General features: G+C 72.6%; 20 protein-coding genes, 3 pseudogenes and 1 riboswitch. Of the genes and pseudogenes, 13 read left to right on the forward strand and 10 right to left on the reverse strand.

All coding sequences use genetic code 11. The features are described 5' to 3' along the window. Positions 1-118 precede the first annotated feature (118 nt). Positions 119-862, forward strand: a pseudogene (locus AC3CH1_RS15740) (peptidase); the annotation flags it as partial. Positions 863-1218: 356 nt separating this feature from the next. On the opposite strand, the gene AC3CH1_RS15745 reads toward AC3CH1_RS15740, so the two are convergent. After that, positions 1219-1551, reverse strand: a complete 333-nt coding sequence (locus AC3CH1_RS15745) for a chorismate mutase (protein ID WP_488463522.1) — start codon at positions 1549-1551, stop codon at positions 1219-1221. 354 nt (positions 1552-1905) lie between these two features. Here AC3CH1_RS15745 and guaA point away from each other — a divergent pair, with 354 nt between their 5' ends. The 6 genes and pseudogenes from guaA (at position 1906) to AC3CH1_RS15775 (ending at position 7521) form a co-directional block, all read left to right on the forward strand. Next, on the forward strand, positions 1906-3492 hold the full coding sequence (gene guaA, locus AC3CH1_RS15750) for a glutamine-hydrolyzing GMP synthase (protein WP_488463523.1): 1587 nt from the start codon (positions 1906-1908) through the stop codon (positions 3490-3492). Positions 3493-3620: 128 nt separating this feature from the next. Next, on the forward strand, positions 3621-4235 hold the full coding sequence (locus AC3CH1_RS15755; protein ID WP_488463524.1) for a Uma2 family endonuclease: 615 nt from the start codon (positions 3621-3623) through the stop codon (positions 4233-4235). Positions 4236-4348: 113 nt separating this feature from the next. Next, the gene (locus AC3CH1_RS15760; RefSeq protein ID WP_488463525.1) at positions 4349-5104 is read left to right on the forward strand and encodes an SAM-dependent methyltransferase; all 756 of its coding nucleotides are present in this window, start codon (positions 4349-4351) and stop codon (positions 5102-5104) included. A gap of 112 nt (positions 5105-5216) precedes the next feature. Beyond that, positions 5217-5507: pseudogene (locus tag AC3CH1_RS15765) on the forward strand (class II aldolase/adducin family protein); the annotation flags it as partial. A 116-nt stretch (positions 5508-5623) separates the two neighbouring features. Then, on the forward strand, positions 5624-6892 hold the full coding sequence (locus AC3CH1_RS15770; RefSeq protein ID WP_488463526.1) for a hypothetical protein: 1269 nt from the start codon (positions 5624-5626) through the stop codon (positions 6890-6892). Between the two features lie 119 nt (positions 6893-7011). Beyond that, complete coding sequence (locus AC3CH1_RS15775) at positions 7012-7521, forward strand: DoxX family protein (protein ID WP_217222332.1); 510 nt, start codon at positions 7012-7014, stop codon at positions 7519-7521. On the opposite strand, the gene AC3CH1_RS15780 is transcribed toward AC3CH1_RS15775, so the two are convergent. Both AC3CH1_RS15780 and AC3CH1_RS15785 read right to left on the reverse strand, forming a co-directional pair. Continuing rightward, on the reverse strand, positions 7428-7691 hold the full coding sequence (locus tag AC3CH1_RS15780; RefSeq protein WP_030628728.1) for a hypothetical protein: 264 nt from the start codon (positions 7689-7691) through the stop codon (positions 7428-7430). The two genes, AC3CH1_RS15775 and AC3CH1_RS15780, sit on opposite strands and share 94 nt — an antisense overlap. Continuing rightward, the gene (locus tag AC3CH1_RS15785) at positions 7678-9030 is read right to left on the reverse strand and encodes a PspC domain-containing protein (protein ID WP_488463527.1); all 1353 of its coding nucleotides are present in this window, start codon (positions 9028-9030) and stop codon (positions 7678-7680) included. Before AC3CH1_RS15785 ends, AC3CH1_RS15780 begins: the two co-directional genes overlap by 14 nt. Positions 9031-9236: 206 nt before the next feature. Between AC3CH1_RS15785 and AC3CH1_RS15790 the strand changes: the two genes are divergently transcribed. Both AC3CH1_RS15790 and AC3CH1_RS15795 read left to right on the forward strand, forming a co-directional pair. Then, positions 9237-10523, forward strand: coding sequence for a PspC domain-containing protein (locus AC3CH1_RS15790; RefSeq protein WP_488463528.1), 1287 nt, complete (start codon positions 9237-9239; stop codon positions 10521-10523). Further along, positions 10520-11215 (forward strand): LuxR C-terminal-related transcriptional regulator, encoded by a 696-nt coding sequence (locus AC3CH1_RS15795; protein ID WP_007450924.1) that lies wholly within the window; start codon positions 10520-10522, stop codon positions 11213-11215. Before AC3CH1_RS15790 ends, AC3CH1_RS15795 begins: the two co-directional genes overlap by 4 nt. A 9-nt stretch (positions 11216-11224) precedes the next feature. Here the strand turns inward: AC3CH1_RS15795 and AC3CH1_RS15800 are convergent, their stop codons facing one another. Then, a complete protein-coding gene (locus tag AC3CH1_RS15800) occupies positions 11225-11995 on the reverse strand; it encodes a GNAT family N-acetyltransferase (protein ID WP_488463529.1) in 771 nt (256 codons plus the stop codon). A gap of 42 nt (positions 11996-12037) precedes the next feature. Then, entirely contained in the window at positions 12038-13117 is a 1080-nt protein-coding gene (locus tag AC3CH1_RS15805; protein WP_488463530.1) for a C40 family peptidase, read from the reverse strand. A 246-nt stretch (positions 13118-13363) separates the two neighbouring features. Between AC3CH1_RS15805 and AC3CH1_RS15810 the strand changes: the two genes are divergently transcribed. Next, complete coding sequence (locus AC3CH1_RS15810) at positions 13364-13717, forward strand: hypothetical protein (RefSeq protein WP_488463531.1); 354 nt, start codon at positions 13364-13366, stop codon at positions 13715-13717. A 43-nt stretch (positions 13718-13760) separates the two neighbouring features. On the opposite strand, the gene AC3CH1_RS15815 is transcribed toward AC3CH1_RS15810, so the two are convergent. Further along, a complete protein-coding gene (locus tag AC3CH1_RS15815; protein ID WP_488463532.1) occupies positions 13761-14981 on the reverse strand; it encodes a C40 family peptidase in 1221 nt (406 codons plus the stop codon). Beyond that, positions 14980-15146, reverse strand: a riboswitch (cyclic di-AMP (ydaO/yuaA leader). It overlaps the preceding gene by 2 nt. Positions 15147-15414: 268 nt before the next feature. Here AC3CH1_RS15815 and pcrA point away from each other — a divergent pair. Further along, positions 15415-17856, forward strand: coding sequence for a DNA helicase PcrA (gene pcrA, locus AC3CH1_RS15820; RefSeq protein ID WP_488463533.1), 2442 nt, complete (start codon positions 15415-15417; stop codon positions 17854-17856). Between the two features lie 90 nt (positions 17857-17946). On the opposite strand, the gene AC3CH1_RS15825 is transcribed toward pcrA, so the two are convergent. Next, on the reverse strand, positions 17947-19746 hold the full coding sequence (locus AC3CH1_RS15825) for a M23 family metallopeptidase (protein ID WP_488463534.1): 1800 nt from the start codon (positions 19744-19746) through the stop codon (positions 17947-17949). Between the two features lie 205 nt (positions 19747-19951). Beyond that, positions 19952-20878, reverse strand: coding sequence for an esterase/lipase family protein (locus AC3CH1_RS15830; protein WP_488463535.1), 927 nt, complete (start codon positions 20876-20878; stop codon positions 19952-19954). 365 nt (positions 20879-21243) lie between these two features. On the opposite strand from AC3CH1_RS15830, the gene icmB reads away from it, so the two are divergent. After that, positions 21244-21657 carry a coenzyme B12-dependent isobutyryl CoA mutase small subunit gene (icmB, locus tag AC3CH1_RS15835; protein ID WP_003966859.1) on the forward strand — a complete coding sequence of 138 codons (414 nt, stop codon included), beginning with the start codon at positions 21244-21246 and terminating at the stop codon, positions 21655-21657. Between the two features lie 283 nt (positions 21658-21940). On the opposite strand, the pseudogene AC3CH1_RS15840 reads toward icmB, so the two are convergent. After that, positions 21941-23636, reverse strand: a pseudogene (locus AC3CH1_RS15840) (DUF5691 domain-containing protein). A gap of 97 nt (positions 23637-23733) precedes the next feature. After that, entirely contained in the window at positions 23734-25137 is a 1404-nt protein-coding gene (locus tag AC3CH1_RS15845) for an SWIM zinc finger family protein (RefSeq protein ID WP_488463536.1), read from the reverse strand. A gap of 153 nt (positions 25138-25290) precedes the next feature. Here AC3CH1_RS15845 and AC3CH1_RS15850 point away from each other — a divergent pair, with 153 nt between their 5' ends. Further along, the gene (locus AC3CH1_RS15850; RefSeq protein ID WP_488463537.1) at positions 25291-25755 is read left to right on the forward strand and encodes an MmpS family transport accessory protein; all 465 of its coding nucleotides are present in this window, start codon (positions 25291-25293) and stop codon (positions 25753-25755) included. Positions 25756-25778: the final 23 nt, after the last annotated feature.

A 25778-nucleotide genomic window follows, 5' to 3' on the forward strand; every position in this document is an offset into this window, starting at 1 on the left:
TGTTGTGTACATCTACTTCGTTCAGTCGCCAGCCGATATTAACCTCGCAAAGGCAGAAAGTAGTCGTTTTCGCATTTATCGTGAAACGCTTTCGCGTTTTTCGTGCGCCGCTTCATTGTCGAAGAACACGGCCGACTTCGTCGCGTACGGCGACGAGGCGTCCGGAGCCGCCGGGACCACGGTGAAGGCCGACATCGGCTTCCGCAACGAGGGCCCCGCCTGGATCGGCCACCTCCGCTCCGGCGAGCCGGTCGCCACGCTCGACTTCACCGTCCCGCAGGGCGCGTCGGTCACCGCGAAGCCGGACCGCTGCCGTGCGGTGACCGCCGACGGGAAGTACCGCGAGGACCAGAACAGCCCCGCACCGCGTTACGTATGCGACACCTCGATGACCGTGCGGGACGGGGCCGACCTCGGACTGCCCTTCGAGCTGAGGATCGACAGGGCCCTGATCGGCGCGAGCGGAGAGGTGACCGTCCGCAGCACGTGGACCCAGAACCCGGCGCTGCCGTTCGACCCCGAGCCCGCCAACAACACCGCGCACCTGATCCTCAACGGTGAGGGCGGCGGCTCTGAATCCGGCGGCTCGACGGGCGGCCCCGGCGGCGGCTCCGGCGAACCGTCCACCCCGCCGACCTCGGCCCCGGACCCGGAGGAGAGCCCGTCCGGCACCCCTGGCCCCTCGGCCTCCACCACGTCCGGCGGCGGCACGGCGGGTACGACCGGGGGAGCGGGCGGCGGGGGCGGCCTCGCCTCGACAGGATCGACAGCCCTGCTCGCCTCGGGCACGGCGGCCGCGGCGCTGGCGGGGGGCCTGGTGCTGTTCGCGGCGGCACGGCGACGGGCCGGGCGGCACGCCTGACCGGCGGCGGAGAAGGACGGAGGAGGGGAGCAGGCCTCCGCCGGGACACTTCCGATGCGGCCGACCCGGGCGTCCCCGGGTACGGCCGCATATGGGGTGACCGGGCTGCTGTCCCCTGCGGACCGGTCACTTACGCCGGGATGTGGTCCCACGACGTACCTGAGATACGTCACACGTCCCGGCGGAGCCACGCGTGGTTTCCTACCGGCGCCGCCCCTGGTTGGCACGGACATCAGGCTCAACGAAGGCACCGCGCCCCCGGTCACGCGCCGTACGGGTGAGACGGGTCCCGAACGCAGATGCGGCCCACGTCCGGCATACGGAGAACCGTTCCGTCCGGGCTCCGCCCACCAGCCTCACACCCGGCCGCGGCACAGCTCCAGGAGCGTCATCGCCAGCGCGGTGCCCGGCTTGCCCAGCGCGTCCCTGTAGTGGCCGAGCACGGCCGTCTCCCGGGAGAGGTTGACCCGTCGGCCGCCCGAGGCGATGCGGGCCTGCTGGATCACCGCCGAGACGGCCATCCGTTCCTGGACGAGGCCGATGATCCGGTCGTCGAGGGCGTCGATGCGCTCCCGGGCGCCGCCGATCAGGACGGCGGCCTCGTCGGTGCGGGCGCCGGTCAGCTCGGCGGGGGTGACGGCGGGGGTGGCGGCGGGGGTGCCGGCGATGGTGTCCGTGGTGCTGCTCATGGTGGTGACTCCCGGTGGGGTGACGGCCCCCGGGGCGAGAAGGCCCGGACACGCGAGACGCCCCGGGCCTGCTGGCCCGGGGCGCCTGGAACGTTGCTTGTCAGTAGCTCAAGCAGCACGACCATGGCAGCCGGCGGGCCGGATGCCATAGGTAAAGACGAAGGTCGTGTGCTGACGCATGGGGACAGTATGGCCCCGGCCCGACGGCCCCCACAAAACGGGGCCCGGATCCTGAGACGCGACGGGCACCGGCCCCGGGCGCCGGCCCCGTCCCGCGGCCCGGCGGAGGGTCCGCGCACGGCCGGTAGAATCGGAAGAACCGACCCCCTTCACCACCGCCGGAAGGCCGCTCCCGTGCCAGCAGCACCCCCCGCCGCCCCCGACGCCACGGCCGACGTGGTCCTCGTCGTCGACTTCGGCGCGCAGTACGCCCAGCTCATCGCCCGCCGTGTCCGTGAGGCCCGGGTCTACAGCGAGATCGTCCCGTCCACCATGCCGGTGGCCGAGATGCTGGCGAAGAACCCGCGCGCGATCATCCTCTCCGGCGGCCCCTCGTCGGTGTACGCGGAGGGCGCGCCGTCCCTGGACCGCGCGCTCTTCGAGGCCGGGGTGCCCGTCTTCGGCATGTGCTACGGCTTCCAGCTGATGGCCACCACGCTCGGCGGCACGGTCGACGACAACGGGGCCCGTGAGTACGGCCGTACCCCGCTGCACGTCAGCAAGGCGGGCTCCACGCTCTTCGAGGGCACCCCCACCGAGCAGCCGGTGTGGATGTCGCACGGCGACGCCTGCTCGGCGGCCCCCGAGGGCTTCACCGTCACCGCGTCCACCGACGTCGTACCGGTCGCCGCCTTCGAGAACGACGAGAAGAAGCTCTACGGCGTCCAGTACCACCCGGAGGTCATGCACTCGACCCACGGCCAGCAGGTCCTGGAGCACTTCCTCTACCGCGGCGCGGGCATCGAGCCGAACTGGACCACGACCAACGTGGTCGAGGAGCAGATCGCCCTCATCCGCGAGCAGGTCGGCGACAAGCGCGCCATCTGCGGCCTCTCCGGCGGCGTGGACTCCGCGGTCGCCGCGGCCCTCGTCCAGAAGGCCATCGGCTCCCAGCTCACCTGCGTGTACGTCGACCACGGCCTGATGCGCAAGGGCGAGACCGAGCAGGTCGAGAAGGACTTCGTGGCCGCGACCGGCGCGAAGCTCAAGGTGGTCGACGCGCAGAAGCGCTTCCTCGACGCGCTGGCCGGGGTCTCCGACCCCGAGCAGAAGCGGAAGATCATCGGCCGCGAGTTCATCCGTGTCTTCGAGCAGGCCCAGCTGGAGATCCTCCAGGAGGACGGTCCGGAGGTCGCCTTCCTCGTCCAGGGCACGCTCTACCCGGACGTCGTCGAGTCCGGCGGCGGCACCGGCACCGCCAACATCAAGTCCCACCACAACGTCGGCGGACTCCCCGACGACATCGAGTTCCAGCTCGTCGAGCCGCTGCGCCAGCTGTTCAAGGACGAGGTCCGCATGGTCGGCCAGGAGCTGGGCCTCCCCGAGGAGATCGTCCAGCGCCAGCCGTTCCCCGGCCCCGGCCTCGGTATCCGCATCGTCGGCGAGGTCACCAAGCAGCGCCTGGACCTGCTGCGCGACGCCGACGCCATCGCCCGCGAGGAGCTGACGGCGGCGGGCCTGGACCGCGACATCTGGCAGTGCCCGGTGGTCCTCCTCGCCGACGTCCGCTCGGTGGGCGTCCAGGGCGACGGCCGCACCTACGGCCACCCGATCGTGCTGCGCCCGGTCTCCTCCGAGGACGCCATGACGGCCGACTGGTCGCGTCTGCCGTACGAGACGCTGGCGAAGATCTCCACCCGGATCACCAACGAGGTCGCCGACGTCAACCGCGTCGTCCTCGACGTGACGAGCAAGCCGCCGGGGACGATCGAGTGGGAGTGACCCCTCCCGCCTCCTGAGAGCCCTCAGGTCAACGTCGATGCCGTCGCTCATTCGTTTGGGCGGCGGCATTGTCGTATCGGGTGGGTACGCTGAGTGAAGAGACGAGACTTCGGCGTATGGGAGTAATTATGAGCGCCGCACCCGAGCCAGGGGTTGAGGAGCAGGAGCCGTACCGGTGGCCTGTCCCGCCGGCAGGCGGCTGGACGGCGGACGACCTCGACCGGATTCCGGGCCTCCCGCCCCACACCGAGCTGATCGACGGGAGTCTCGTCTTCATGAGTCCGCAGCGTAAGTTCCACACGCGAGCCATGTGGTTGCTGGAGACGGCACTGCTCACGCACGTGCCCGCGGATCTGGACGTGGACCGGGAGATGACGATCAGGCTGGACCGCAGAAATCGCCCGGAGACCGATCTGCTGGTGTACCGCGCCGAGGCGGACACCGGAGCCGACCAGACCTGGTATGCGCCGGAGGACGTCGTCCTGGCCGTCGAGGTCGTGTCGCCCGACTCCGAGGACCGGGACCGAGGTGTCAAACCGCGCAAGTACGCCGAGGCGGGGGTGAGGCATTTCTGGCGGGTCGAGCAGGGACCGGATGACCTGCCCGTCGTCTACGTCTACGAACTCGACCCGGCGACGGACACGTACACGCCCACCGGAATCCACCGCAAGAAGATGAACCTCGAAGTCCCGTTCCCGGTCGACATCGACCTCACGCAGATCTACCACCGAGGCCGCCCCTAGGCCCTGTCGTCAAACTCCCGTCTGCCCCGCCCTCCGGGCGACGACGGGAGTTCGACGACAGGGCCTGGAAACCGCTGGCACGGGCCCCGCCCCCCGTGCCAGGCTCCCTCCCCATGTCCGCCGAAGAAGTCCGCGCCATCGTGTCCGCCGCCGGCAATGACCGCCTCACCTGGAACACCCCGCTCTCCGAGGAACACGCGGCCCGGCTGATCGCCGCCTGCGACCCCGCTCCCGGATCGCGGATCACCGACCTCGGCTCCGGCTGGGGCGAGTTGCTGATGCGGCTCGTCGAAGCCGCGCCCGGCTCCACCGGGGACGGCGTCGAAACCGATCCGGCCGCAGTGGCGCGCGGGCGGAGACTCGCGGAGGCGCGAGGGCTCGCGAACCGGGTGCGGTTCCACGAGGTGCCCGCCGCCGAGTGGACCGAGAGCGGGTACGACCTCGCCGTCTCCATCGGCTCCTCGCACGCCTGGCCCGGCACGACCCGTGAGGCCCTCACCGCCCTCGCCGCCACCGTGCGCCCCGGCGGACGGGTCCTGTTCGGCGAGGGGATCTGGCTGAAGGAACCGACCCCCGCCGCACTGGAGGGCATCGGGGCCGAGCACGGCGACTTCGGGTCGCTGCTTGAGCTGATCCGGCTGGCGGAGTCCGTCGGGCTGCGCGCGCTCCAGGTCACCGTCGCAGACGAGCGCGAATGGGACCTCTTCGAGTCCGAGGGGCCGATCGGCCGCGGGCAGCGCTGGGCACTGGAACACCCGGACCATCCGCTGCACGCCGAGGTGACGGCCGAGATCGACGCCCGCCGCGCCGGCTACTACGGCGGCTACCGCTCGTATCTCACGCTCGCCTATCTGGTGCTCAGCGCCTGACGCCCGGGGGCGTCGCGCCTCTGGCCACCTGACCCACCCGGCGGTGACTTCCGGTCCCGTACGCCCAGGGACCCCGAGGAGCCGCCGTGTCCGAGCCGGTAGCCGTGCCTGAGTCGTGGTGGACGAGGACGAGGGCCGGCGCATCGCCGCCGCGCTCGGGCCTCACAAGGCGGTGATCCTGCGCAACCACGGGCTGCTGACCGTCGGCGGCTCGGTGGACGCGGCGGCCTGGTGGTTCCTCACGATGGGGCGCGCCTGCCAGGTGCAGTTGCCGGCGCGGGCCGCCGGGAAACCCGTCCTCATCTCGCACCGGGACGCCTCCACCGCCCGCGACCACCTCGGCGGCGACCTGGTGGCCTGGATCAACTACCAGCCCCTGTGGCAGCGGATCGCTCGAACGTATCGACGACACGCGCCCCCGGCCCGCCCCGATGCGGCACACGGCCGTCCGGTACGGCACAATTCGCGGATATCGCGAGTGAGTTGGCTGTACCGGGGCGGGAAAGGGCGTAAACCTCCGTGGCGTTGGACGAATCCAGGACGAGCGGCACGCACAGCGGCGGCTGTACGTGTGGCGACTGCCCGCACGGAGCCCGTCGCGGACACCGGCGCGCCGTCGCCGCGTTCCTGGCCAAACGGGACGAACTGGCGGCGGGCAAGGGGCTCCCCGCCGGGGTCGCCCAGTCTCCGTCCGCGTCCCGGCAGTGGGTGTCCGACGAGCTGACCGGCTCCGCCCGCACCGTCGCCGAACGGGCTCGGGAAGCCGGTGACGCCTGGCTCCACCAGGTCTGGCGGGGGACGTTGTTCGCCGTCTGGGGCGGGGCCGGGGCCCTCCTGGTCGGTGCGAGCCTCACCGCGATCGGGGCCGGCTGGTCCACCGCCCGTACCGCCGGGCTGATCGCCGCCCTCCTCACGGCGGGGCTGCTCACCGCCGCCGCCCGCTTCCACCGCGCGCGGGGCGGCCTCCTCGCCCCGCTGATCGGGGAGGACAACCGGCTCTCCACCTCCCGGACGGTCGCCGGGCTCTGGGTGCTGCTGGCCGTCTTCGCCGTTCTCGTGCTCGCGCTGCAACTGGCCGGGGCCTCCGACCCGGAGAAGAGGGACGCGCTGATCGAGGGGCTCGACCTCGTGCGCTCCGCCGGGGTCGTGGCCGTGCTGGCGCTCGTGTGCGCGGTCGCCGTCGTCGTGCGGGGCGTGGTGACCGTAAGGGTGCTGGGCCGACGGCTCCAGAAGCTGCGCGCCGACCGGCCGCGCGCCGCCGACCTGCTCACCGACGACTCGGGGCGCGGCTCCTTCACCGATGTGCAGTACGTGCTGGTCAGCACCGTCGCCGTGGTGTTCGCCGCGGTGCGACTGGCCCGCCGCCCCGAGCAGCTGCCCGATCTGCCGTGGGGACTCGCGTTGCTGGTGGCGGTCTCGGCGGCGACCTACTTCGCCGGGAAGTACGCGGAGGGCGGCCGGCCCGTCGTGCTGTCCGTCGTGCGGGCCCGGGAGGCCGGGGACCTGGACGCTCCCATCCGGACCGGCGACGACATCGAGATCCGGGGCGCGGGCTTCGTACCGCCCGGCGCGGGCGGCCCCGACCGGCTGGCCCGGCTCGTCGTACGGATCGGCACGGTCCATGTCCACGTACCGCTCATCCCGGTCGCCGGGGGCTTCGCCAACCCGACCGACACCGTTCTCACCGTGCCCGTCCCGGTCGAGGTCGAGCCGGGGACCGTGGACGTCCAGGTCGTCACCGCCGCCGGGGTGGAGACCAACCGCTGCCCGATCGACGTCACGGACTGACCGGCACCCGACAGCCGGGCGGATTTCTGCCGCCGATCGCGTCCCAGCCCTGGTGAGCAGCGCCCCGAGGGCGTACGTATGGTCGAGGTGACGGGATCTCGGGAAGCAGGGCAGCGGTGATGAACGGTTACGGCGGCGGATCGTACGGTCTGGGCGAGCGCAGGACACTGAGGGAGCAGGCGGGCACGTACGCCCTGCTGCCGCTGCGTATCTTCCTCGGCGTCACCTTCGTGTACGCGGGCCTCGACAAGCTCACGGACAGCGCGTTCCTGTCCGCGACCGGCACCGGCTCCATCGGCGAGATGATGCGCGGGGTGCGCGACTCCTCCGCGATCCCCGCCCTCGTCGACCTGGCGCTGAAGAGCCCCGAGGGCTTCGGTTACGCCATCGCGATCGGGGAACTCCTCGTCGGCCTCGGCACCCTCGTCGGGCTCTGGGCCCGGCTCGCGGCGCTCGGCGGCGCGCTGATCTCGCTGAGCCTCTGGCTGACCGTGAGCTGGCAGGCCACCCCGTACTACTACGGCAACGACCTGCCCTATCTGATGGCGTGGCTGCCGCTGGTGCTCGCGGGCGCCACCGTGTTCTCCGCCGACGCCTTCCTCGCCTCGCGCCGGCGCCGCAGCATGTAGGCGGCCCACGTCACCGTCGCGGCCAGCCACAGCCCGCCGAGGAACAGCGGCAGGAAGAACGTCCACGGGACCTCCCAGGCCCCGGCGGCGTCGGCCGCGTACCCGCCGGCCAGGCCCAGCATCGCCAGGCCCGCCACCGCGCGGCCGGGCCGGAATTCATGACGCAGCACGGGTGACCTCCACCTGTCCGATGCCGACTTCCAGCACCAGTTCGATCGTTCCGGCGGGCTTCGTGCCCGCGGGCGGCGGCAGCGTCCGCCGCTTCGCCTCGTCGCTGTTGATCCGGACCTGGACCCGCTGCCCCTCCTCCAGCCGGATCTCCCCGAGACCCGCCTCGGCGCGCACCTTCACCGTCACGTCCGCCGGGACGACGACGGCCGCCCGCCCCGCCGCCACGTCGAGCCCCGTGCGCACGGTCGCGTCCTTGGCCACCTTCAGTCCGGACAGGTCCAGCCGGGCGTCGCCCGTGCGCAGCTCATAGTGCGGTGCGACGGCCGACACCGAGACCGGCCGCCACTCCTGGCGCGCCCACGAGGTGTCGATGTCCTTCGGCAGCGCCGCCGCGCCCGCCAGCAGACCCGCAGTGATCATCGCCATCAGGACCGTGCCGAAACCGGTCCGCCCCAGCGACGAGGCGATCAGCAGACCGAGCCCGAAGACGGCGAGAGCGGCGACCAGGCCGATCTGGAGGGCGGTGCCCAGCGGCTGCTGCTCCCAGCTCAGTCCGGTGCCCAGACCGCCCGCCACCAGCGCCGTCAGGAAGACGGGACCGCCGATGGAGCGCGGCCCGCGCTCCACGGGCGACGGCTGCGGCCTCAGGAACGGGGCGTCCGGAGTGGGCCGCCCGGACTTCGCCCCGGCGTGCGCCGTGCCGACGTCCGTGTCCGGCGGACCCCACAGATAGCCGGGGCCGGCCGGCCCCGTGGTGCCGTCCTTGACGATCGGGTCCCGCCACCACGACGGACTGCCCGGTGTCGGCGGGGCCTTCACCTCCGGCGGCGGCGTGCCGAGCCCGCCCGTGTGTACGGGGCCGGGCGGGGCCGCCGGTGCGCCGGGCGGGGCCGCCGGGTCCTCCGGGGCCCCCGCCGTCCGCCGGGACTGCGTCCACACGGAGAAGCCGACGACGGCCAGCGTCAGCAGCGCGGCGAACGCCAGCATGTCCCGGTTGTGCAGCATCGACAGGAACAGCCCGCAGCCGATCAGCGCCAGCAGCAGCGCCACCAGGGACGCCCCGTCGACCCGCCCCGACAGCAGCTTGCGCGCCTCGTTCTCGTCGTCGCCGTCCGCGGGGAGCAGCAGCCAGGCGAAGCCGTAGAAGATCAGACCGATGCCTCCGGTCGCCGACAGCACACCGAGCACGATCCGGAAGATCACCGGATCCACGTCGCAGTACCGGCCGAGTCCGCCGCACACCCCAGCGACGACCTTCTGTCGCGGGGTGCGCCGCAGCGTCGGCTTCGGCGCTTCGGGGGGCGCGACGCCGGGAGCGGCGTCCGAGGGAGCGGTCATGCCTCCATGGTGACGGTCCGGACCCCCCGCCGGGACCCGCGCCGACCCTGGCCGGTCCCTGATATTGCCCGCGTGCGCCCCTGAGGGGCCGGGGCGCACGCGCCGGGCCGGGAGCTGTCATCAGGTGTGCGCTGGGGACAGCATCAGGGTCACTTCGGGGGCCGACCCTGATGTTGCGCCGCGCCCGCACGTGTGACGATCGGGGTATGCCAGCCGCCACCGCCCGAGCCGCCAGCTCCGTCACCGCCGACCCGGAGGAGCCCGCACCGCGCAAGCTCTACCGCAGCGCCGACGGACGGCTGCTCGGCGGTGTCGCGCGCGGGCTCGCCGGACACCTCGGGCTGCCGATCGCCTGGGTGCGGTTCCTCTTCCTCGGGCTGTTCTTCACCGACGGCCTCGGCGCGGTGCTCTACGCGGTGTTCTGGATCGTCGTGCCGCTCGGCGTCGGCGGCGTCGACGCCCCGCGTTCCGTGTTCGAGACGTCGGCGGAGGGCCGCCGCAAGCTCCGTAAACCGGACAGGGGCCAGGTCTTCGCGCTGGTTGCCCTGACCATCGGGGCCGTCGCGTTCGTCGTCAACGCCGACATGGGCAGCGAGGCCGGCCGCTACATCTGGCCCACCCTCCTGATCGGCGCGGGCTCCGTCCTGGTCTGGCGGCAGGCGGACAACGCCCGCCGCGCCCGCTGGATGGAGACCGGCCGCAACCGCAAGCTGCTGCACGTGGCCCGCGGCCTCGCCGGGGTGGCCCTCGTCGGCCTCGGGCTCGCCGTGTTCATGGTGGTGCGCGGCTCGGCCGCCCAGCTCGGCAACGTGCTCACCGCGGCCATCGCCGTGCTCACCGGCATCGCCCTGCTCGCCGGCCCCTACCTGGTGCGGATGACCCAGGACCTCTCCGAGGAGCGCCTGATGCGCATCCGCGCCCAGGAGCGGGCCGAGGTCGCCGCCCACGTCCACGACTCCGTGCTGCACACCCTCACCCTGATCCAGCGCAACGCCGACGACGGCGGCGAGGTCAGACGCCTCGCCCGCGCCCAGGAACGCGAGCTGCGCAACTGGCTCTACAACCCCGAGGGCACCGGCAAGGACGAGGACGACGAGCCGGAGACCCTGGCGGAGGCGGTCAAACGGGCCGCCGCCGAGGTCGAGGACAAGCACGGCGTCCCGCTGGAGGTCGTCGTGGTCGGCGACTGCCCCCTCGACGACCGGCTGACCGCACAGATGCAGGCCGCGCGCGAGGCGATGGTCAACGCCGCCAAGTACGGTGGCGAGGGCGGCGCCGTCCAGGTCTTCGCGGAGGTAGAGGGCCGCACGGTCTTCGTCTCCGTACGAGACCGGGGCCCGGGGTTCGACCTCGACGAGGTTCCCGGGGACAGGATGGGCGTACGAGAATCAATCATCGGCCGGATGCAGCGCAACGGCGGCAGCGCCCGGCTGCGTTCGGTGCCCGGCGGGGGCACCGAGGTCGAGCTGGAGATGGAGAGGGCGAGCGAATGACCGAGAACACCGAAGCCACCGGGGGCCCGGAGCGACGGGTACGGGTCGTGCTCGTCGACGACCACCGGATGTTCCGCACCGGGGTGCAGGCCGAGATCGGCCGCACCGAGGAGACCGGCGTCGAGGTGGTCGGCGAGGCCGCCGACGTCGACCAGGCGGTCACCGTCATCACGGCGACCCGCCCCGAGGTCGTCCTCCTCGACGTCCACCTCCCGGGTGGCGGCGGCGTCGAGGTGCTCCGCCGCTGCGCCCCCATGATGGGCACGGCCGAGAACCCGGTCCGCTTCCTCGCGCTGTCCGTCTCGGACGCCGCGGAGGACGTCATCGGCGTCATCCGGGGCGGTGCGCGCGGCTATGTCACCAAGACGATCACCGGCACCGACCTGGTGAACTCGGTCTTCCGGGTCCAGGAGGGTGACGCGGTCTTCTCGCCGCGTCTGGCCGGCTTCGTCTTGGACGCCTTCGCCTCCACGGACGCCCCGCCGGTCGACGAGGACCTGGACCGCCTCACCCAGCGCGAGCGCGAGGTGCTGCGGCTGATCGCCCGCGGTTACGCCTACAAGGAGATCGCCAAGCAGCTGTTCATCTCGGTGAAGACGGTCGAGTCGCACGTCTCGGCGGTCCTCAGGAAGCTCCAGCTCTCCAACCGGCACGAGCTGACCCGGTGGGCGACGGCTCGACGGCTGGTCTGAGACCGCTGCTCACCGGTCGGCCGGCTCCAGCGAGATGTTGACCTTCTCGCCGATCCGGCGGTAGCCGATGCCCGCGTAGACCCGCTCGACGTCGGGGTCGCCCGGCTCCAGCCAGACCATCCGGCAGCCCCGGTCGAAGGCTCGTTCCGTCAGCCAGGCGGAGAGCGCGGCGCCCACGCCCCGGCGGCGGTGGCGGGCGGCGACGGCGAGCCCGGCCAGCTCGCTCAGGCCGTCGATCGCGGCCGAGCAGCCGCCGGCCCCGGCCGGGGTGCCGTCGAGGACCGCCAGTGCGGCGACCCCGTCGCCGGTGGCCGCCGTGCGCAGCCAGTCGATCGTTCCCGGCTCGGGCTCGCCCTCGCCGCCGAAGCCGTGGTGCTGGACGCGGGCGGCCTCGGTGAACTCGGCCTCGGTGACCGGTGTGCCGATACGGAGGCCGTCGACCGGTTGCGGCGGCCGGAGGTCCTCGCGACCGCAGACGAGCAGCGGGGCGCGGTTCTCCACGGTGAAACCGGCGGCCAGCAGGGCCGGTTCGACGGCCGGGGCCCAGGCGGGCAGGAACTCCAGACGGGGCAGCCGCTCGTGCTTCCCGAACGCGTCGACCAGGGCCGCCACCTCGTCCGCCGTGGGTTCCGCGTCCCGGTCGGGGATGGCGTAGTTGGCGTACTTCAGCTCCCAGCCCGGGTTGTGCCGGACGGTGAACGGGCCCACCCGGTAGTGGTTCGGGGAGCGCAGCGCGAGCGCCCGGGCGTAGTCCTGGACGGCGTGCGCCATCGACGTCATACGGGGATTCCTTCACCGGGAGATCGGGACCTGCGCGGCGGACTATGCCACCCGGGTCGCTCCGGCGAAAGGCATCTGGTCGACGGGCGCGATGCGGACCGGCGCTCCGGGGCGCGGGGCGTGGATCATCTGGCCGCCGCCGATGTAGAGGCCGACATGGCTGATCCCGGAGTAGAAGAAGACCAGGTCACCGGGGGCCAGTTCGGCGCGGGGGACCCTGGGTCCGGCGTTGATCTGGGTGTAGGTGGTGCGCGGCAGGCTCACGCCCGCCGCCTTCCAGGCCGCCTGGGTCAGGCCCGAGCAGTCGAAGGCGTTCGGGCCCGTCGCGCCCCAGACGTACGGCTTGCCGATCGCGCCGTACGCGAAATCGATGGCCTGGGCGGCGCGGGAGCCGGGGGCCGCGACCGGACCGCCGCGGACGGCCGAGCGGTCGGCGTGGGCCGGGCCGCCGGCGCCCCGGGCGTCGGCGGCGCGCTCGTAGGCGGCGCGCTCGTCGGCGGTCAGGGTGTCCAGCAGCCTGCGGGCGTCGGCCAGCTTGGCGCGGATCGCGGTGCGGTGTTCGCGCAGCTCGGCGCGGCGGGCGGCGAGGCGTTCGGTCTCCTGGTCGGCGCGGGCCTTGACGCGGGTGATCCGGGAGACCTGTCGCTGGATGCCGCGCAGGAGGCCGCTCTGCCGGTCGCCCGCCCGGTCGAGGTGGGAGGCGCGTTGCAGAAAGGTGTCGGGGTCGGAGGAGAGCGCCAGTTGCAGGGCCGGGTCCAGGGTTCCGCTGCGGTACTGCGCGGTGGCCAGCGAACCGAGGGCGTGCCGGGCGGCGTTGAGCCGGGCGGTGCGACGGGCGGCCTCGTCGGCCAGGGCGTCGACGGCGCGGGTGGCGGTGGCCGCCTCCTCCTTCGCCCCGTTGTACTTCTCGGTGGCGGCCTCGGCGTCGTGGTAGAGCCGGTCGACCTTCGACTTGACCTGCGCGGCGGTGGGGGCCGGTTCGGCGGGGGCCGCGCCCGCCCCGGTGACCGATCCCGCGGTGGCGGCCCCGGCGAGCGCCAGGGTGGCGGCGGTGCGGGCAGCAGAGCCGGTGAGCGGGCGCTGCTTGGGTTTTCGGTGAGCTGACCTGCGGTGGGCTGCCACGAGGGCGGCATCCTTCCTGTCGGCTGTCCGCCGGGGGATACCGGCGGGTCCGTGAAGGACGCTAATCCCAGGGCCGGGAAAAGAGTCGCCGTGACCGCTATTGCCCTGATATGACGTTTCGGCGGTCTTGGTTGATCACCGATGCGCCCATATATCGGGGCAATGCGTTCAATAGCGGAGGAAGCGCGCAAGGAAGGTGTGCCTCACTGCAAGGCATATCCCTGGCCCTGGCTAGGCTCCGGAGCCATGGACGTACTCATCAATGTCTTCGTCGCCCTGCACATCATCGGCATCGCCTCCCTGCTGGGCGGCTTCCTGACGCAGATGAAGGCCATGGGAGCGGGCACCGCCCGCTTCACCCCCGCCATGCTGCACGGCGCGCTGACCATGCTCGTCACCGGCATCGCCCTGGTCGGGCTCAATCAGGCCGACGACCAGGCCGTGAACAACGTCAAGATCGGCATCAAGCTCGCGCTGCTGGTCGTGATCCTCGCCCTCGTCTACGTCAAGCGGGACGACGAGACGGTGGACAAGGGCGCGTTCGCCGCGGTCGGCGGACTGACGGCCGTCAACATCTTCATCGCCACGGTCTGGACCTGAGGCGTTCGGGGGCGGTCGCTGAGAAGCCGCCCCCGAACACGCACTACGCCGGGCGCACGCTTCCGTAGATCGGCATGGAGTAGATCGACTCCTCGCGCACGTTCGCACCCGGCTTCGGGGCGTGGATCATCATCCCGTCGCCCTTGTAGATGCCGACGTGGCTGATGTCGTCGTAGAAGAAGACCAGGTCTCCGGGGGTCAGATCGGACGTGGCGACCCGCGTCCCGACCTCCACCTGGTCCCAGGTCGTCCGGGGCAGGGTCACCCCCGCCTCCCGCCACGCCGCCTGCGTCAGCCCCGAGCAGTCGTAACTGGAGGGGCCCGACGCGCCCCACACGTACGGCTTCCCGATCTGGGCGCGGGCGAAGGCCAGGACCTTCTCCGCCTTGGCGGCGTAACCACTGTCCGTACCGGTGCCGGTGCCGGAGCCCGGATCCGTTCCCGTTCCCGTTCCCGTTCCCGTACCGGAACCGGAGCCCGTGCCCGAACCGCCGCCGGACTCCTTCGCCGCCTCCTCGCGGGCCTTCTCCTCGGCCTCGGCCTTCTCCTTCGCCTCCGCGGCCTGCCGGGCGGCCAGCTTCGCCGCCTTCTCCTTCGCCTCGGCCTCCTGCCTGCGCTCCAGCTCCGCCAGCCGCGCCTTCTCCTCGGCGGTCAGCCTCGACAGCAGGCCCCGGGCCTCGGTGAGTTTGGTCTGCACGTCCTTCTTGCTGGAGGCGAGCGTGGCCTGCGACTCGGTGAGGGTCTCCAGGCTCTTCACCGCCTCGGCGCGCTTCTTCGCCGCCGAGGCCTGCTGCGTACGGACCTCGTCGACGGCCTTCTGCTGCCGCTCCGTCGCCCGGTCCATCAGCCGGCTCTGGTCGAAGTACCCCTGCGGGTTGTCCGCCAGGAAGAACGTCGCCGCGGGCGCGATGCCCCCGTCGCGGTACTGGGCCGCCGCGTAGGAGCCCAGCGCCCGGCGCGCCTCGTTGATCTTCTCGGCCCGCTTCGCCACGTCGGAGAGCAGCGTGTCGACCTTCGTCCGCTGGGACGCGGAGGCGGCCTTGGCCCGGTTGTACTCCTGGGTCGCGGCGCCCGCCTGCCGGTACAGGGCGTCGACCTTCTTCTGCACTTCCTCGATGGCGGGCTTCGGCTCCGCCGGCACGGCCGTGGCGCTCTGCGTGGAGAGCAGCGTCACGGAGGCCAGCGCGGCCGTCGTCAGTCCGACGGCGGGGGTGGTGGTGCGCACCTTCGTGCGCGGCTTGCGATGCGATGCCAAGACCGGCATCTCCTTCCGTGGACCGCCTACCGGGTTAGCTGTCGGGTTCGGACGGAACGGAAGGCTGTCCTACGGTCCGGCTGCGAGGGCACGGACCGATTCACCCCGGTGTCGCGTGTGGGTCCCCGGTTCCGAGCTGCCGGGCCGGCAGGACGGATTCGGCAGAGGCGCCCGTCAGGCGTGGTTCGCCTCAGGGAGGTACGGGCCACCTGACCGAGCACGCTAGCCAACCGGCCCCGCCACTGGGAAGGACGATGAGCGATATGCCCGATACATTTTCGTGACCTTTCCGGATCGGGGGCTGGGCACCCCTCCGACCGGGGCGCTCCTTCACGGAACGTCGACGTCCGGTCTCCGTGCGTACGGGCGGGGGCGTGGTGCGAGCGGCCTTTCCCTGCTTCTGCGGAACGTTGTCAGTCCGGCCGCCTAGACTCGGGAGGCGATGAGCAGCCTCTTTGACGACAGTTTCCTGACCGGCCTCCAGCCCGTGGAGGACGGCCCCCCGCCGCCCCCCGAGGACCACGCACCCGAAGCGGTGCCGGAGGGACTCTTCGGGGGCGTCTACGACGCGCCCCCGCCGCCCCGGGACGGGTACTACCGGGACGGTCACGCGCGCCCGGTGATCGACTCCGCCTCCCTGCTCGACGGGCTGAACACCGAGCAGCGCGCCGCCGTCGTGCACGCCGGGTCCCCGCTGCTCATCGTCGCCGGAGCCGGCTCCGGCAAGACCCGCGTCCTCACCCACCGCATCGCCCACCTGCTGGCCGAGCGCGGGACGCACCCCGGGCAGATCCTCGCGATCACCTTCACCAACAAGGCCGCGGGCGAGATGAAGGAGCGCGTCGAGCAGCTCGTCGGCCCCCGCGCCAACGCCATGTGGGTCATGACCTTCCACAGCGCGTGCGTCCGCATCCTGCGCCGCGAGTCGAAGAAGCTCGGCTTCACCTCGTCGTTCTCGATCTACGACGCCGCCGACTCCAAGCGCCTGATGGCCCTGGTCTGCCGCGACCTCGACCTGGACCCGAAGCAGTTCCCGCCGAAGTCCTTCACCGCCAAGGTCTCCAACCTCAAGAACGAGCTCATCGACGAGGAGACCTTCGCCGGGCAGGCGACGGACGGCTTCGAGAAGACCCTGGCCCAGGCGTACGCGCTCTACCAGGCCCGCCTGCGCGAGGCCAACGCCCTGGACTTCGACGACATCATCATGACGACGGTCCACCTCCTCCAGGCCTTCCCGGACGTGGCCGAGCACTACCGCCGCCGCTTCCGCCACGTCCTCGTCGACGAGTACCAGGACACCAACCACGCCCAGTACACGCTGGTACGGGAGCTGGTCGGCCCGGCCGGGGAGGCCGACGCACCCGCCGAGCTGTGCGTGGTGGGCGACGCGGACCAGTCGATCTACGCCTTCCGGGGTGCGACCATCCGCAACATCCTCCAGTTCGAGGAGGACTACCCGAGCGCGACGACGATCCTGCTGGAGCAGAACTACCGCTCCACGCAGACGATCCTCTCCGCCGCCAACGCCGTGATCGAGCGCAACGAGAGCCGCCGCCCCAAGAACCTCTGGACCAACGCCGGCAGCGGCGCCCGCATCACCGGCTACGTCGCCGACACCGAGCACGACGAGGCGCAGTTCGTCGCCGACGAGATCGACCGGCTCACCGACGCGGGAGACGCCAAGGCGGGCGACGTCGCCGTCTTCTACCGGACCAACGCCCAGTCCCGTGTCTTCGAAGAGATCTTCATCCGCGTCGGCCTGCCCTACAAGGTCGTCGGAGGTGTGCGCTTCTACGAGCGCAAGGAGGTCCGGGACGTCCTGGCCTACCTCCGGGTCCTCGCCAACCCCGAGGACACCGTCCCGCTGCGCCGCATCCTCAACGTCCCCAAGCGCGGCATCGGCGACCGCGCCGAAGCGATGATCGACGCCCTGTCGATGCGCGAGAAGATCTCCTTCCCGCAGGCACTGCGCCGTGTCGACGAGGCGTACGGCATGGCCGCCCGCTCGTCCAACGCCGTCAAGCGCTTCAACACGCTGATGGAGGAGCTGCGCACGATCGTCGAATCCGGCGCCGGCCCCGCCGTCGTGCTGGAAGCCGTCCTGGAGCGCACGGGCTATCTCGCCGAGCTCCAGGCCTCCACCGACCCGCAGGACGAGACCCGCATCGAGAACCTCCAGGAACTCGCCGCCGTCGCCCTCGAATTCGAGCAGGAGCGCGGCGACGAGGAAGGCGCGGGCACCCTCGCGGAGTTCCTGGAGAAGGTCGCGCTCGTCGCCGACTCCGACCAGATCCCCGACGAGGACGAGGACGGCTCCGGCGTCATCACGCTGATGACCCTGCACACGGCGAAGGGGCTGGAGTTCCCGGTCGTCTTCCTCACCGGCATGGAGGACGGCGTCTTCCCGCACATGCGGGCCCTCGGCCAGACCAAGGAGCTGGAGGAGGAGCGGCGCCTCGCGTACGTCGGCATCACCCGCGCCCGCGAACGGCTCTACCTGACCCGCGCCGCGATGCGCAGCGCCTGGGGCCAGCCCTCGTACAACCCGCCCTCGCGATTCCTGGAGGAGATCCCGGACGCGCACCTGGACTGGCGCCGCAAGGGCCCGATGGCCGCCCCCGCGGGGCCCACCTCCGGCATCACGTCCTCACTGTCCTCCTCCCGCTCCCGCTCCGGACCCTCGGGTTTCGCGACCCGGCGCGGCGGCGCGGAGAAGCCGACGGTCACCCTGGTGGCCGGGGACCGGGTCACGCACGACCAGTTCGGGCTCGGCACGGTGACGGCCGTCGAGGGCTTCGGCGACCAGGCCAAGGCGACGGTCGACTTCGGCGACGAACGCCCGAAGAAGCTGCTGCTGCGGTACGCGCCGGTCGAGAAGCTGTAGACGGCCGGGACAGGGCCGGACCGACGGAAGCGGGAGAGAGCGCCTCGGCGCTCTCTCCCGCTTCCGTCTGTTCGTGCTCGTGATGGTCTCTCAGCTCGGGTCGATGCCCTTGCTGCGCAGCCACGCCAGCGGGTCGATGGCCGAGCCGCCGCCGGGCCGGACCTCGAAGTGCAGGTGCGGACCGGTGGAGTTGCCCGAGTTCCCCGCGTACGCGATGACGTCGCCGGCCTTCACCGGGCCGGAGCGGATCTTGGTGCTGCTGAGGTGGCAGTACCAGGTCTCGGTGCCGTCGGCGGCGGTCACGATCGCCATGACCCCGTAGGCGCTGTTCAGCTGGGTGCGTACGGTGCCGTCGGTCGCGGCCATCACCGGAGTGCCGTACGAGACGGGGAAGTCGATGCCCGAGTGCACGGACATCCAGTTGACGCCCGCCTGGCCGTAGTAGGCGCTGAGCCCGTGCTGCTTGACCGGCAGGACGAACTTGGGTCGCAGCGCCTCGCGGCGTGCGGCCTCCTCCTCGCGCTTCTGCTTCTCCGCCGCCTGCCGCTCCCGCAGGTCGATGCGCTCCTGGGTGCGGCTCGCGCGCGCACGGAAGTCGTCGCTGCCCTCGGAGAGCTGCTCCAGCTGGCTGTCCAGCCGGTTGTTCGCGGCGACCGGCTTGACGGTGCTGGGGTCGGCCACCGCCAGCGAGGTGGTCGTCTCCTCCGGCTTCTCCTCGCCGCCGGGCATCCCGCCGACCGAGGCGGCGGCGATGCCCGCGACGCTCATCACGCAGGCGGAGGGCACCGCGATGGTCAGCAGGGCGGAACGCTTGGCGGGAGTACGCCGACGGGCCCGGTTGCGGGGGGCGGGGGGGCGGACGGCGGTGCGGTTCACGGAGTGCGCGGCGGGGAAGTCGTCCCCGGCTGCCGGCTCCGGCACGGCGTCCGGTGCGAGGGCGGCGAACTCGGCGGTGGAGTGGTGGCCGGTCCCCGGCGCTTCGGCCGTACCGTCCGGTTCGGCCGCCGCCCCGGGCGCCGTCGCGTCGGCCGGCTGCTGTTCGTACAGCGGGTGCGACGTCTGTTCGGGTTCGTACGCGGTGTCCCCGGGCGTGGCGCCGGAGTTCCACGCGGTCGCGTCGTAGGCGCCCGTGTCGTACGTACCCGTGCCGTAGGAAACGGTGCCGTAAGCGCCGGTTTCGTAGGCGCCGAAGTCGTACGCCCCGGTGTCATGCGCACCACCCGTGCCGTGCGCGCCCGTGCCCTGCGCACCGGTGTCATGGGTGCCCGCGTCGAACGTGCCGGTGGTGAAGGCGGTGGTGGCGTACGTCCCGGTGTCGGCGGCGACGGCCGCCGTGCCGTACGCGCCGGTCGGGTACGACCCGGTCTCGTAGGCGTCGGCTCCGTACGCGGCACCGGCCGGGTACGTACCGGTGTCGTAGGCGTCCGTCCCGTACACGCCGGTGCCGTACGCCTCCGTGGCGTGCGTGGTCTCCGCGCCGTACGGGGCGGCCGGGAAGCCCGTGGTGGGGAACGCGCCGGTGTCGGCCGCCGCCCACTGGCCGGTCAGGTTCTGATCGGCGACCTGTTGCCAGGCCCCGGAGGCGTCCCACTGCTGCGGGGCCTGGTCCTGGGCGGCGTAACCGTCGTAGGCGGGTGTCTGCTGTGCGCCGGTGTCGGTGTTCCACGCGGAGGAGTCGTACTGGCCGCTGTGGTCCGGCTGTCCGGTCGCGTACGGCGTGTCGTAGCCGACGCCGTAGGTGGTGTCGCCGTGTCCGGCGGCGGGGTGACCCGCGTCGTAGCCGGTGTCGTGGCCGCCCAAAAGGGAGCCGAAGAGCGGGTCGGTGGCGAAGCTGCCGGTCGATCGGTCGTCGTACCCGACATGCCCGGCGTGGGGGTGCTGGTCGTTCACCAACTTCTCTCTCGCCTCGGCAGCAGGACTGTTCTGGCTCCCGGTCAGGGGAGTCCCAGGGGGAAGCAGTGGCCGCGACTGTACCCGGCGGTATGTGAGGACGACAATCTTCGACAGGTTTTGCGTTCGTAGGAAACGGGCAATCGGCCGTCTTTCGGTGGACGGCAGGCGCAGCCTTGGCCCTACGTTCGACTGATGTTCTATTTCAGGCCGCGGAAGTCGTCCCGGCGGAGGATTCGGTGGCGGTGGCGGTGTCCTCTCCGGCCTCCGGTGCCTCAAGAGCCTCCCGGATCGCGGCGGCCACCGTCGGGTGCACGGGCAGTGCGAGGTGTCCGATGCCGGTGACGCGTACGTTCACCGCGTCGAGATCGGGATGGTCGACGCACGCCGTCTCGACCGGAACCATCACTTGGTCCCACTCGCTCCAGAAGCTCACGAACCGGGTCCGGCAGCCGGGAGCGGGGGCGCGCAGCTCCTCGATCACGGAGGAACCGCCGCGCATCTGACGCACGATGGGGTGAACGCCCGCCCCCGGGGCGACGGCGGTGCCCCCGTGCGGGGTTCCGAGCGTCACCAGAGTGCGCACCCGCCGGTCACCGCCGAGTCGCTGTACGTAGTACCGGGCGATCAGGCCGCCGAGGCTGTGCCCGACGACGTCGACCCGGCTGTGCCCGGTGCGCTCGCAGATGTCCTCCACGTGCCGCCCGAGCAGTTCGGCGGCGGTGGGGATGTCGCGCGTCAGCGGCGAGTAGTTGAGGGCTTCCAGGTGACGGTGGCCGTGCCGGGTCAGCGCGCGCCGCAGGACGACGAACACGGAGCGGTTGTCGATGAAGCCGTGCAGCAGGACGACGGGCGGCGCTCCGGCGGCCGCGACCGGCAGGGCGGTGGCCTCGGGCGGGGTGGTGGCCTCGGGCGGGGTGGTCCCGCCGTGGTCCGGGCCGTCGGCCCCGGTGCTCAGGGGGCGGGTCGGCGGGCGCGGGGACCGGCGGCGCTCCGGGGTGAGACCGAAGGGGTAGGCGATCAGGTGCCCGGCGAGGACGGCCAGCTCCAGAGCGGTGGCGCCGAGGAGCGCGGACGACAGGCGGGGGCCCGGCAGGCGGGGCAGCAGGGGGAGGAGAGGGAGGAGCTTCACGGCCGGCCTCCTGGACTGGCGTACGGGGGAGAGACGGCTCCCGTCCCCGTATGTCCTCCGTATGCCCTCATGGGGTGTCTCTGTCTCCGGGGTATCTCTGTCTCCGCGAGGGTCGCGGACCTGCGGGCCACGTGGGCCGCACCACCGTGCCGTGCGGCTGGCGGCGCGGTGGTACGACAACCTCGTGGCGGCTCCCGAGGGGGTGTCCGATCGGTCGCGTACGGGTCGATGGCACCCGGCGAACTTGTCCCACATGTGATTTCCCCCTCCCCGCCTGCCGCGAAACGGCGCCTTGCGGGATGCTGTGGATAACGTTCGTTCACATCCCCGGCCCTTCAGGCGCGGGAGACCAGGTGGAGGCAGTGATGGGTGTGACCGGTCCGATCCGTGTGGTGGTGGCCAAGCCGGGACTCGACGGCCACGACCGCGGGGCCAAAGTCATCGCGCGGGCGTTGCGGGACGCCGGTATGGAGGTGATCTACACCGGGCTCCACCAGACGCCCGAGCAGATCGTCGACACGGCGATCCAGGAGGACGCCGACGCCATCGGCCTCTCGATCCTCTCCGGGGCGCACAACACGCTGTTCGCCAAGGTGATCGAGTTGCTGAAGGCCCGGGAGGCGGAGGACATCAAGGTGTTCGGCGGCGGGATCATCCCGGAGGACGACATCGCGCCGCTGAAGGAGCTGGGCGTCGCGGAGCTGTTCACCCCGGGGGCGACGACGACCGAGATCGTCACGTGGGTCAACGCCAACGTCCGCCAGGCCGCGCAGGCCTGACCACCGGCCCCGGAGCGGGCCCGCTGCATACGGGGCCCGCGCGGGCGACGGCGGTTCCGTCGCCGTCCCGGGCCGTCGCCGCCGCCCTCGCCGACGTGTGCGCTCGCGGTCGCGGTCGCCGGCGTGCGTGTGTGCTCGCGGTCCCCGCCGCCCGGGTGCGTGCTCGCGCGCTCGCGGTCGCCCGCGCTGTGCCCGCGTCTTCGTCGTCGCTGGTCACGGCGGTGGGCGGGTCGGCTCCGTTCCCTTGCGGCGGCAGGCAGATCCGCGCCGCTCCCCCCGCGCATCACGACATCAGCTCCGCCTCCATCGCGGCGCGCAGCCGCAGGGTGGAGACCAGGCGCTGGAAGGCTTCCGACCAGTATCCGCCCGCCCCCGGCGATGCCCCCTCCTGCTCGTCCTGTGCGGCCGTCAGGACCTCCAGCCGGTCGGCCTCGGCCGGATCCAGACAGCGTTCCGCGAGGCCCATCACTCCGCTGAAACTCCAGGGGTAGCTCCCGCCGTCGCGCGCGATGTCGAGAGCGTCGACCACCGCGCGCCCGAGCGGCCCGGCCCAGGGGACCGTGCACACCCCGAGCAGCTGGAACGCCTCCGAGAGGCCGTGCGCGGCGATGAACTCGGCGACCCAGGAGGCGCGTTCGGCCTGCTCCAGGATCGCGAGGAGCTTCGAGCGCTCGGCGATCGAGGCCGCCCCGGGGCCGCTCGCCGGGGCGCCGAGGGCGCCCGAGCAGAGCCCGGGCCCACTGCGGATTGCGCTGCCGCACGGCCGCCCGGCACCAGGCGGCGTGCAGCTCGTCCGCCCAGTCGTCGGCGACGGGCAGGGCCACGACCTCCTCGGCGGGACGTCCGCCGAACCGCTCCTCCCAGCTGCCCAGCGGGGTGGCCTCCACCAACTGGACGAGCCACCAGGACCGTTCGCCCCGACCGGGCGGCGGGACCGCGGCGACGCCGTCGCGCTGCATCGCCGCGTCGCACTCGTGCGGCGCCTCCACGGCTATGGAGGCGGTGCCCCCGGTACGGTCCGGGTTCACGCAGGACATCGCGCGGGCCGCCATCCGTCCGGCGAGCGCCGACTCGGGCAGGGCGGACAGCAGTTCGGCGGCGGTGGCGCGGACATTGCGGCTGCGGTCGGAGAGGGCCTGCTCCAGGAACGGCTCGTCGTCGCCCCCGAGACCGGACCGCAGGGAGTCCAGGAACATCAGCCGGTCCTCGGCCCGTTCGGCCGGCCAGGTGGTGGCGAGCAGGGCGAGCGCCGCGGGCGGATCTTGCGCCCGTACGGCGTCGAGCAGCGCGACCCGCTCCGCGAACAGCCCCTCCTCCCACAGCCGGCCCACCGCTTCCGGATCCGTCACGTCATAGTGGAGCGCACCGCTCGCCGCGCCCCGCAGGGCGAACTTCCAGTCGGGATTCAGCGCGGCCAGCCACAGGCCGCGCGGCCCGGCGAACGCGAGCGCCTGCGGGCGCAGGTCCGTACGCGCGCGGGCGGCGTCCAGCAACTGCGGCAACAGGGCCGCCGGGGCGCGGAAACCCTTCCGGTTGGCGGTGGCCAGCCACTGCGGAATCAGCTCGGTGAGGTCGGGGGCGGACCCGCGGCGACCGCTGCCCGGCGGCGCGGCACGGTCGGCCAGTAGGTGGGCGAGCCGGTGCCGGGCGGCCTCGGGGAGCGCCGGGCGGGGATCCGGTGCGGCGGGCCCGGGCCGGTTCTCCGCCACGGCCGGCAGCAGCCCGGCCCGCTGCCGCACGGTGTGCAGTGCGGCGGCGTCCAGCAGGGCGGTGGGCGCATCGGCCGGTGCGGGGCCGCCGTGTGGTGTCGGGGGGCGGCGGTCGGTGCCCAGGAGCGCCGAGGTGACGAGCTCCTCCCAGGGGAGGGAGTCGACGGAGGCGCAAGCGGCGGCGGTGACGGCGGTAACGGCCGTATCGGTGGCAGAGGCGGCGGTAACGGTGGTGGCGGTAGTGGTGGTGGGGCTGGTCGAGCGAGGCATCTTTCCCCTCCAGCGGCAGAAATGCGCGGATGTCGGACTGGGGCGGCGGACTGGTGGCGGGGGAAGGGCTGCGAGCCGGGGCGCCCGGGCGCGCGGATCAGACCAGTTGGACGATCGAGCCGCCCGTGGTGCGCCCGTCCTCCTCAGCCTCGCCCGGGTCCCAGGCCGCGAACGGGTCGAAGCCGCGGTGGCCGATCTCGCCGAACACGGTGACCGGGCCACCGCCGGACAGGGCGACGAGCTTCCACAGCCCCGGCCGGGACAGCGCGGCCGGGGCGATCGGCAGCGCGGAGTCGGCGCCCGCGTCCGCCACCTGCCAGCCGTCCTTGGCCGGCACGGGTATGACATCGCGCAGGGTGACCGGCCAGGCGTCCAGCCAGGGGTCCTCCCGCAGGGCGTCCCCGTAGACGGCCGGCGCGGCCGCCGCGGCGACCCCCGGCGGGGGCCCGGCCGGGGCCAGAGCCCCGAACTGCTCGCCCAGCTCCGCACGGAGCTGCCCGCCGCCCGGGTACGGCGTCAGCTCGGCGTCGACCGTCGCGCCCACCGGCAGCGCCTGAGCCGGGGGCCGGCCCGCTGCGCCGAACGAGAGCAGCAGAGCCGTACGGCCCGACTCCCGCCCGTACAGCCAGATCCGCCGGGCGACGATCCTGCCGTCCGGGGTGTCGTACTGCGCGAGGACCTGCCAGTGGTCACGGACCGGGGCGCCCTCGACGGACACGGGCAGTCCCACTCGCGTCCGCACGGTCGCGGCCAGCGGGCCCGGCAGCCGCTCCCGGCCGAGCCAGGCGGTGTCCAGCAGATGGAGCAGGCCGCACTCCTCCAGCAGGCGGACCGGCCAGCCCGGACCGGACCCGGTGATCGCGCCCAGCTCCCTCACCCGGGCCGCGAGCCCCGGGGCCTGGGCGTCGACCATGCGGGCCGCGGTCTCCTCCCACAGGCCGTACCCCGAGCGGTCGGTCGCGGCGAGTCCGCCGCGCAGCAGGTCGGCCAGGCGCTGTTCCAGCTCCTGGGCCCCGTCCGTGACGCGCTCGGCACGGCGCTCCGCCCGCTTCCTGGCGGCGACGGGGTCGGCGTGGCCCCGCGCGTCACCGCCCGCGGCCGGCCCGCCCTTCTCCGCCGCGCGTCCGCGCCGGGCCTCGACCCACGCCGCGGCCCAGTCGGCCGGCTCACCGGGCCGGAACGCGGCGTCGTCGGACGCCCGGAACAGCAGCAGCCCCAGCGCGTGCTTGCACGGGAACTTCCGGCTCGGGCAACTGCAGGAGTAGGCCGGGCCGGTGGTGTCGACCACCGTGCGGTACGGCGTGCTCCCGCTCCCCTTGCACAGGCCCCACACCGCGCCCGCCGCGTCACGGCCCGTGGCCGTCCACGGGCCGGCCGCGCCGAGCCGCGTGCTCGCCTTGCGTGATGCTTCGTCAGGAGCCAGTGCCAGCACCTGTTCCACCGACCAGCGCGCCACCGGTCCACCGGTGGGCGAGGGTTCTCCCCCGTGAGATAGCAGCATGCCTCCGACGGTAGGGGGCACCACTGACAAACCCCTCCCACCTGCGAAGCAGCCGATCCGAGCGGGATTTGACTTTGCCCATCCCTTGCGTTTCTCTGCGATCTCCGCGTACGGAAAAATCCGTGCCCGGTCCGATCCAGGGGGGATCCCGCAATGAACCGCACCATCCGCACCGCACGTACCGCAAGAACCACCCGCCCGGTACGCGCCGCTGCCCACGCCCTCGCGATCGCCGGTCTCGTGCTCGGCCTCGGCGCCTGCTCGGCCGAGTCGGTGGACGAGGCGGTCGGCAAGGCGGTCGACACGACCGTGGACGAGAAGTACGAGGTCACGTACGAGGTCACCGGCAAGAGCGTCGACGAGATCACCTACCACGGGGGCGGCGGGGAGGCCATGGAGCCGAAGCTGGAGACCGTCACCTCGCCGACCCTGCCGTGGAAGAAGACCGTCGAGCTGCGCGGCATCATGCCGCCCGCCGTCATGCCGATGGCCCTGGACGCGGGCGGCGCCGACATCACCTGCACCATCACGTACAAGGGCAAGGTCATCAAGGAGGCGAAGGGGGAGGGCATGCTCTCCGCGGGTGGCTGTGTCGCCGTGTCCCCGATCGTGGGCTGACCGGCTGACCGGCTGACCGGCTG

It is taken from the genome of Streptomyces sp. MGP-P1, assembly GCF_057766565.1.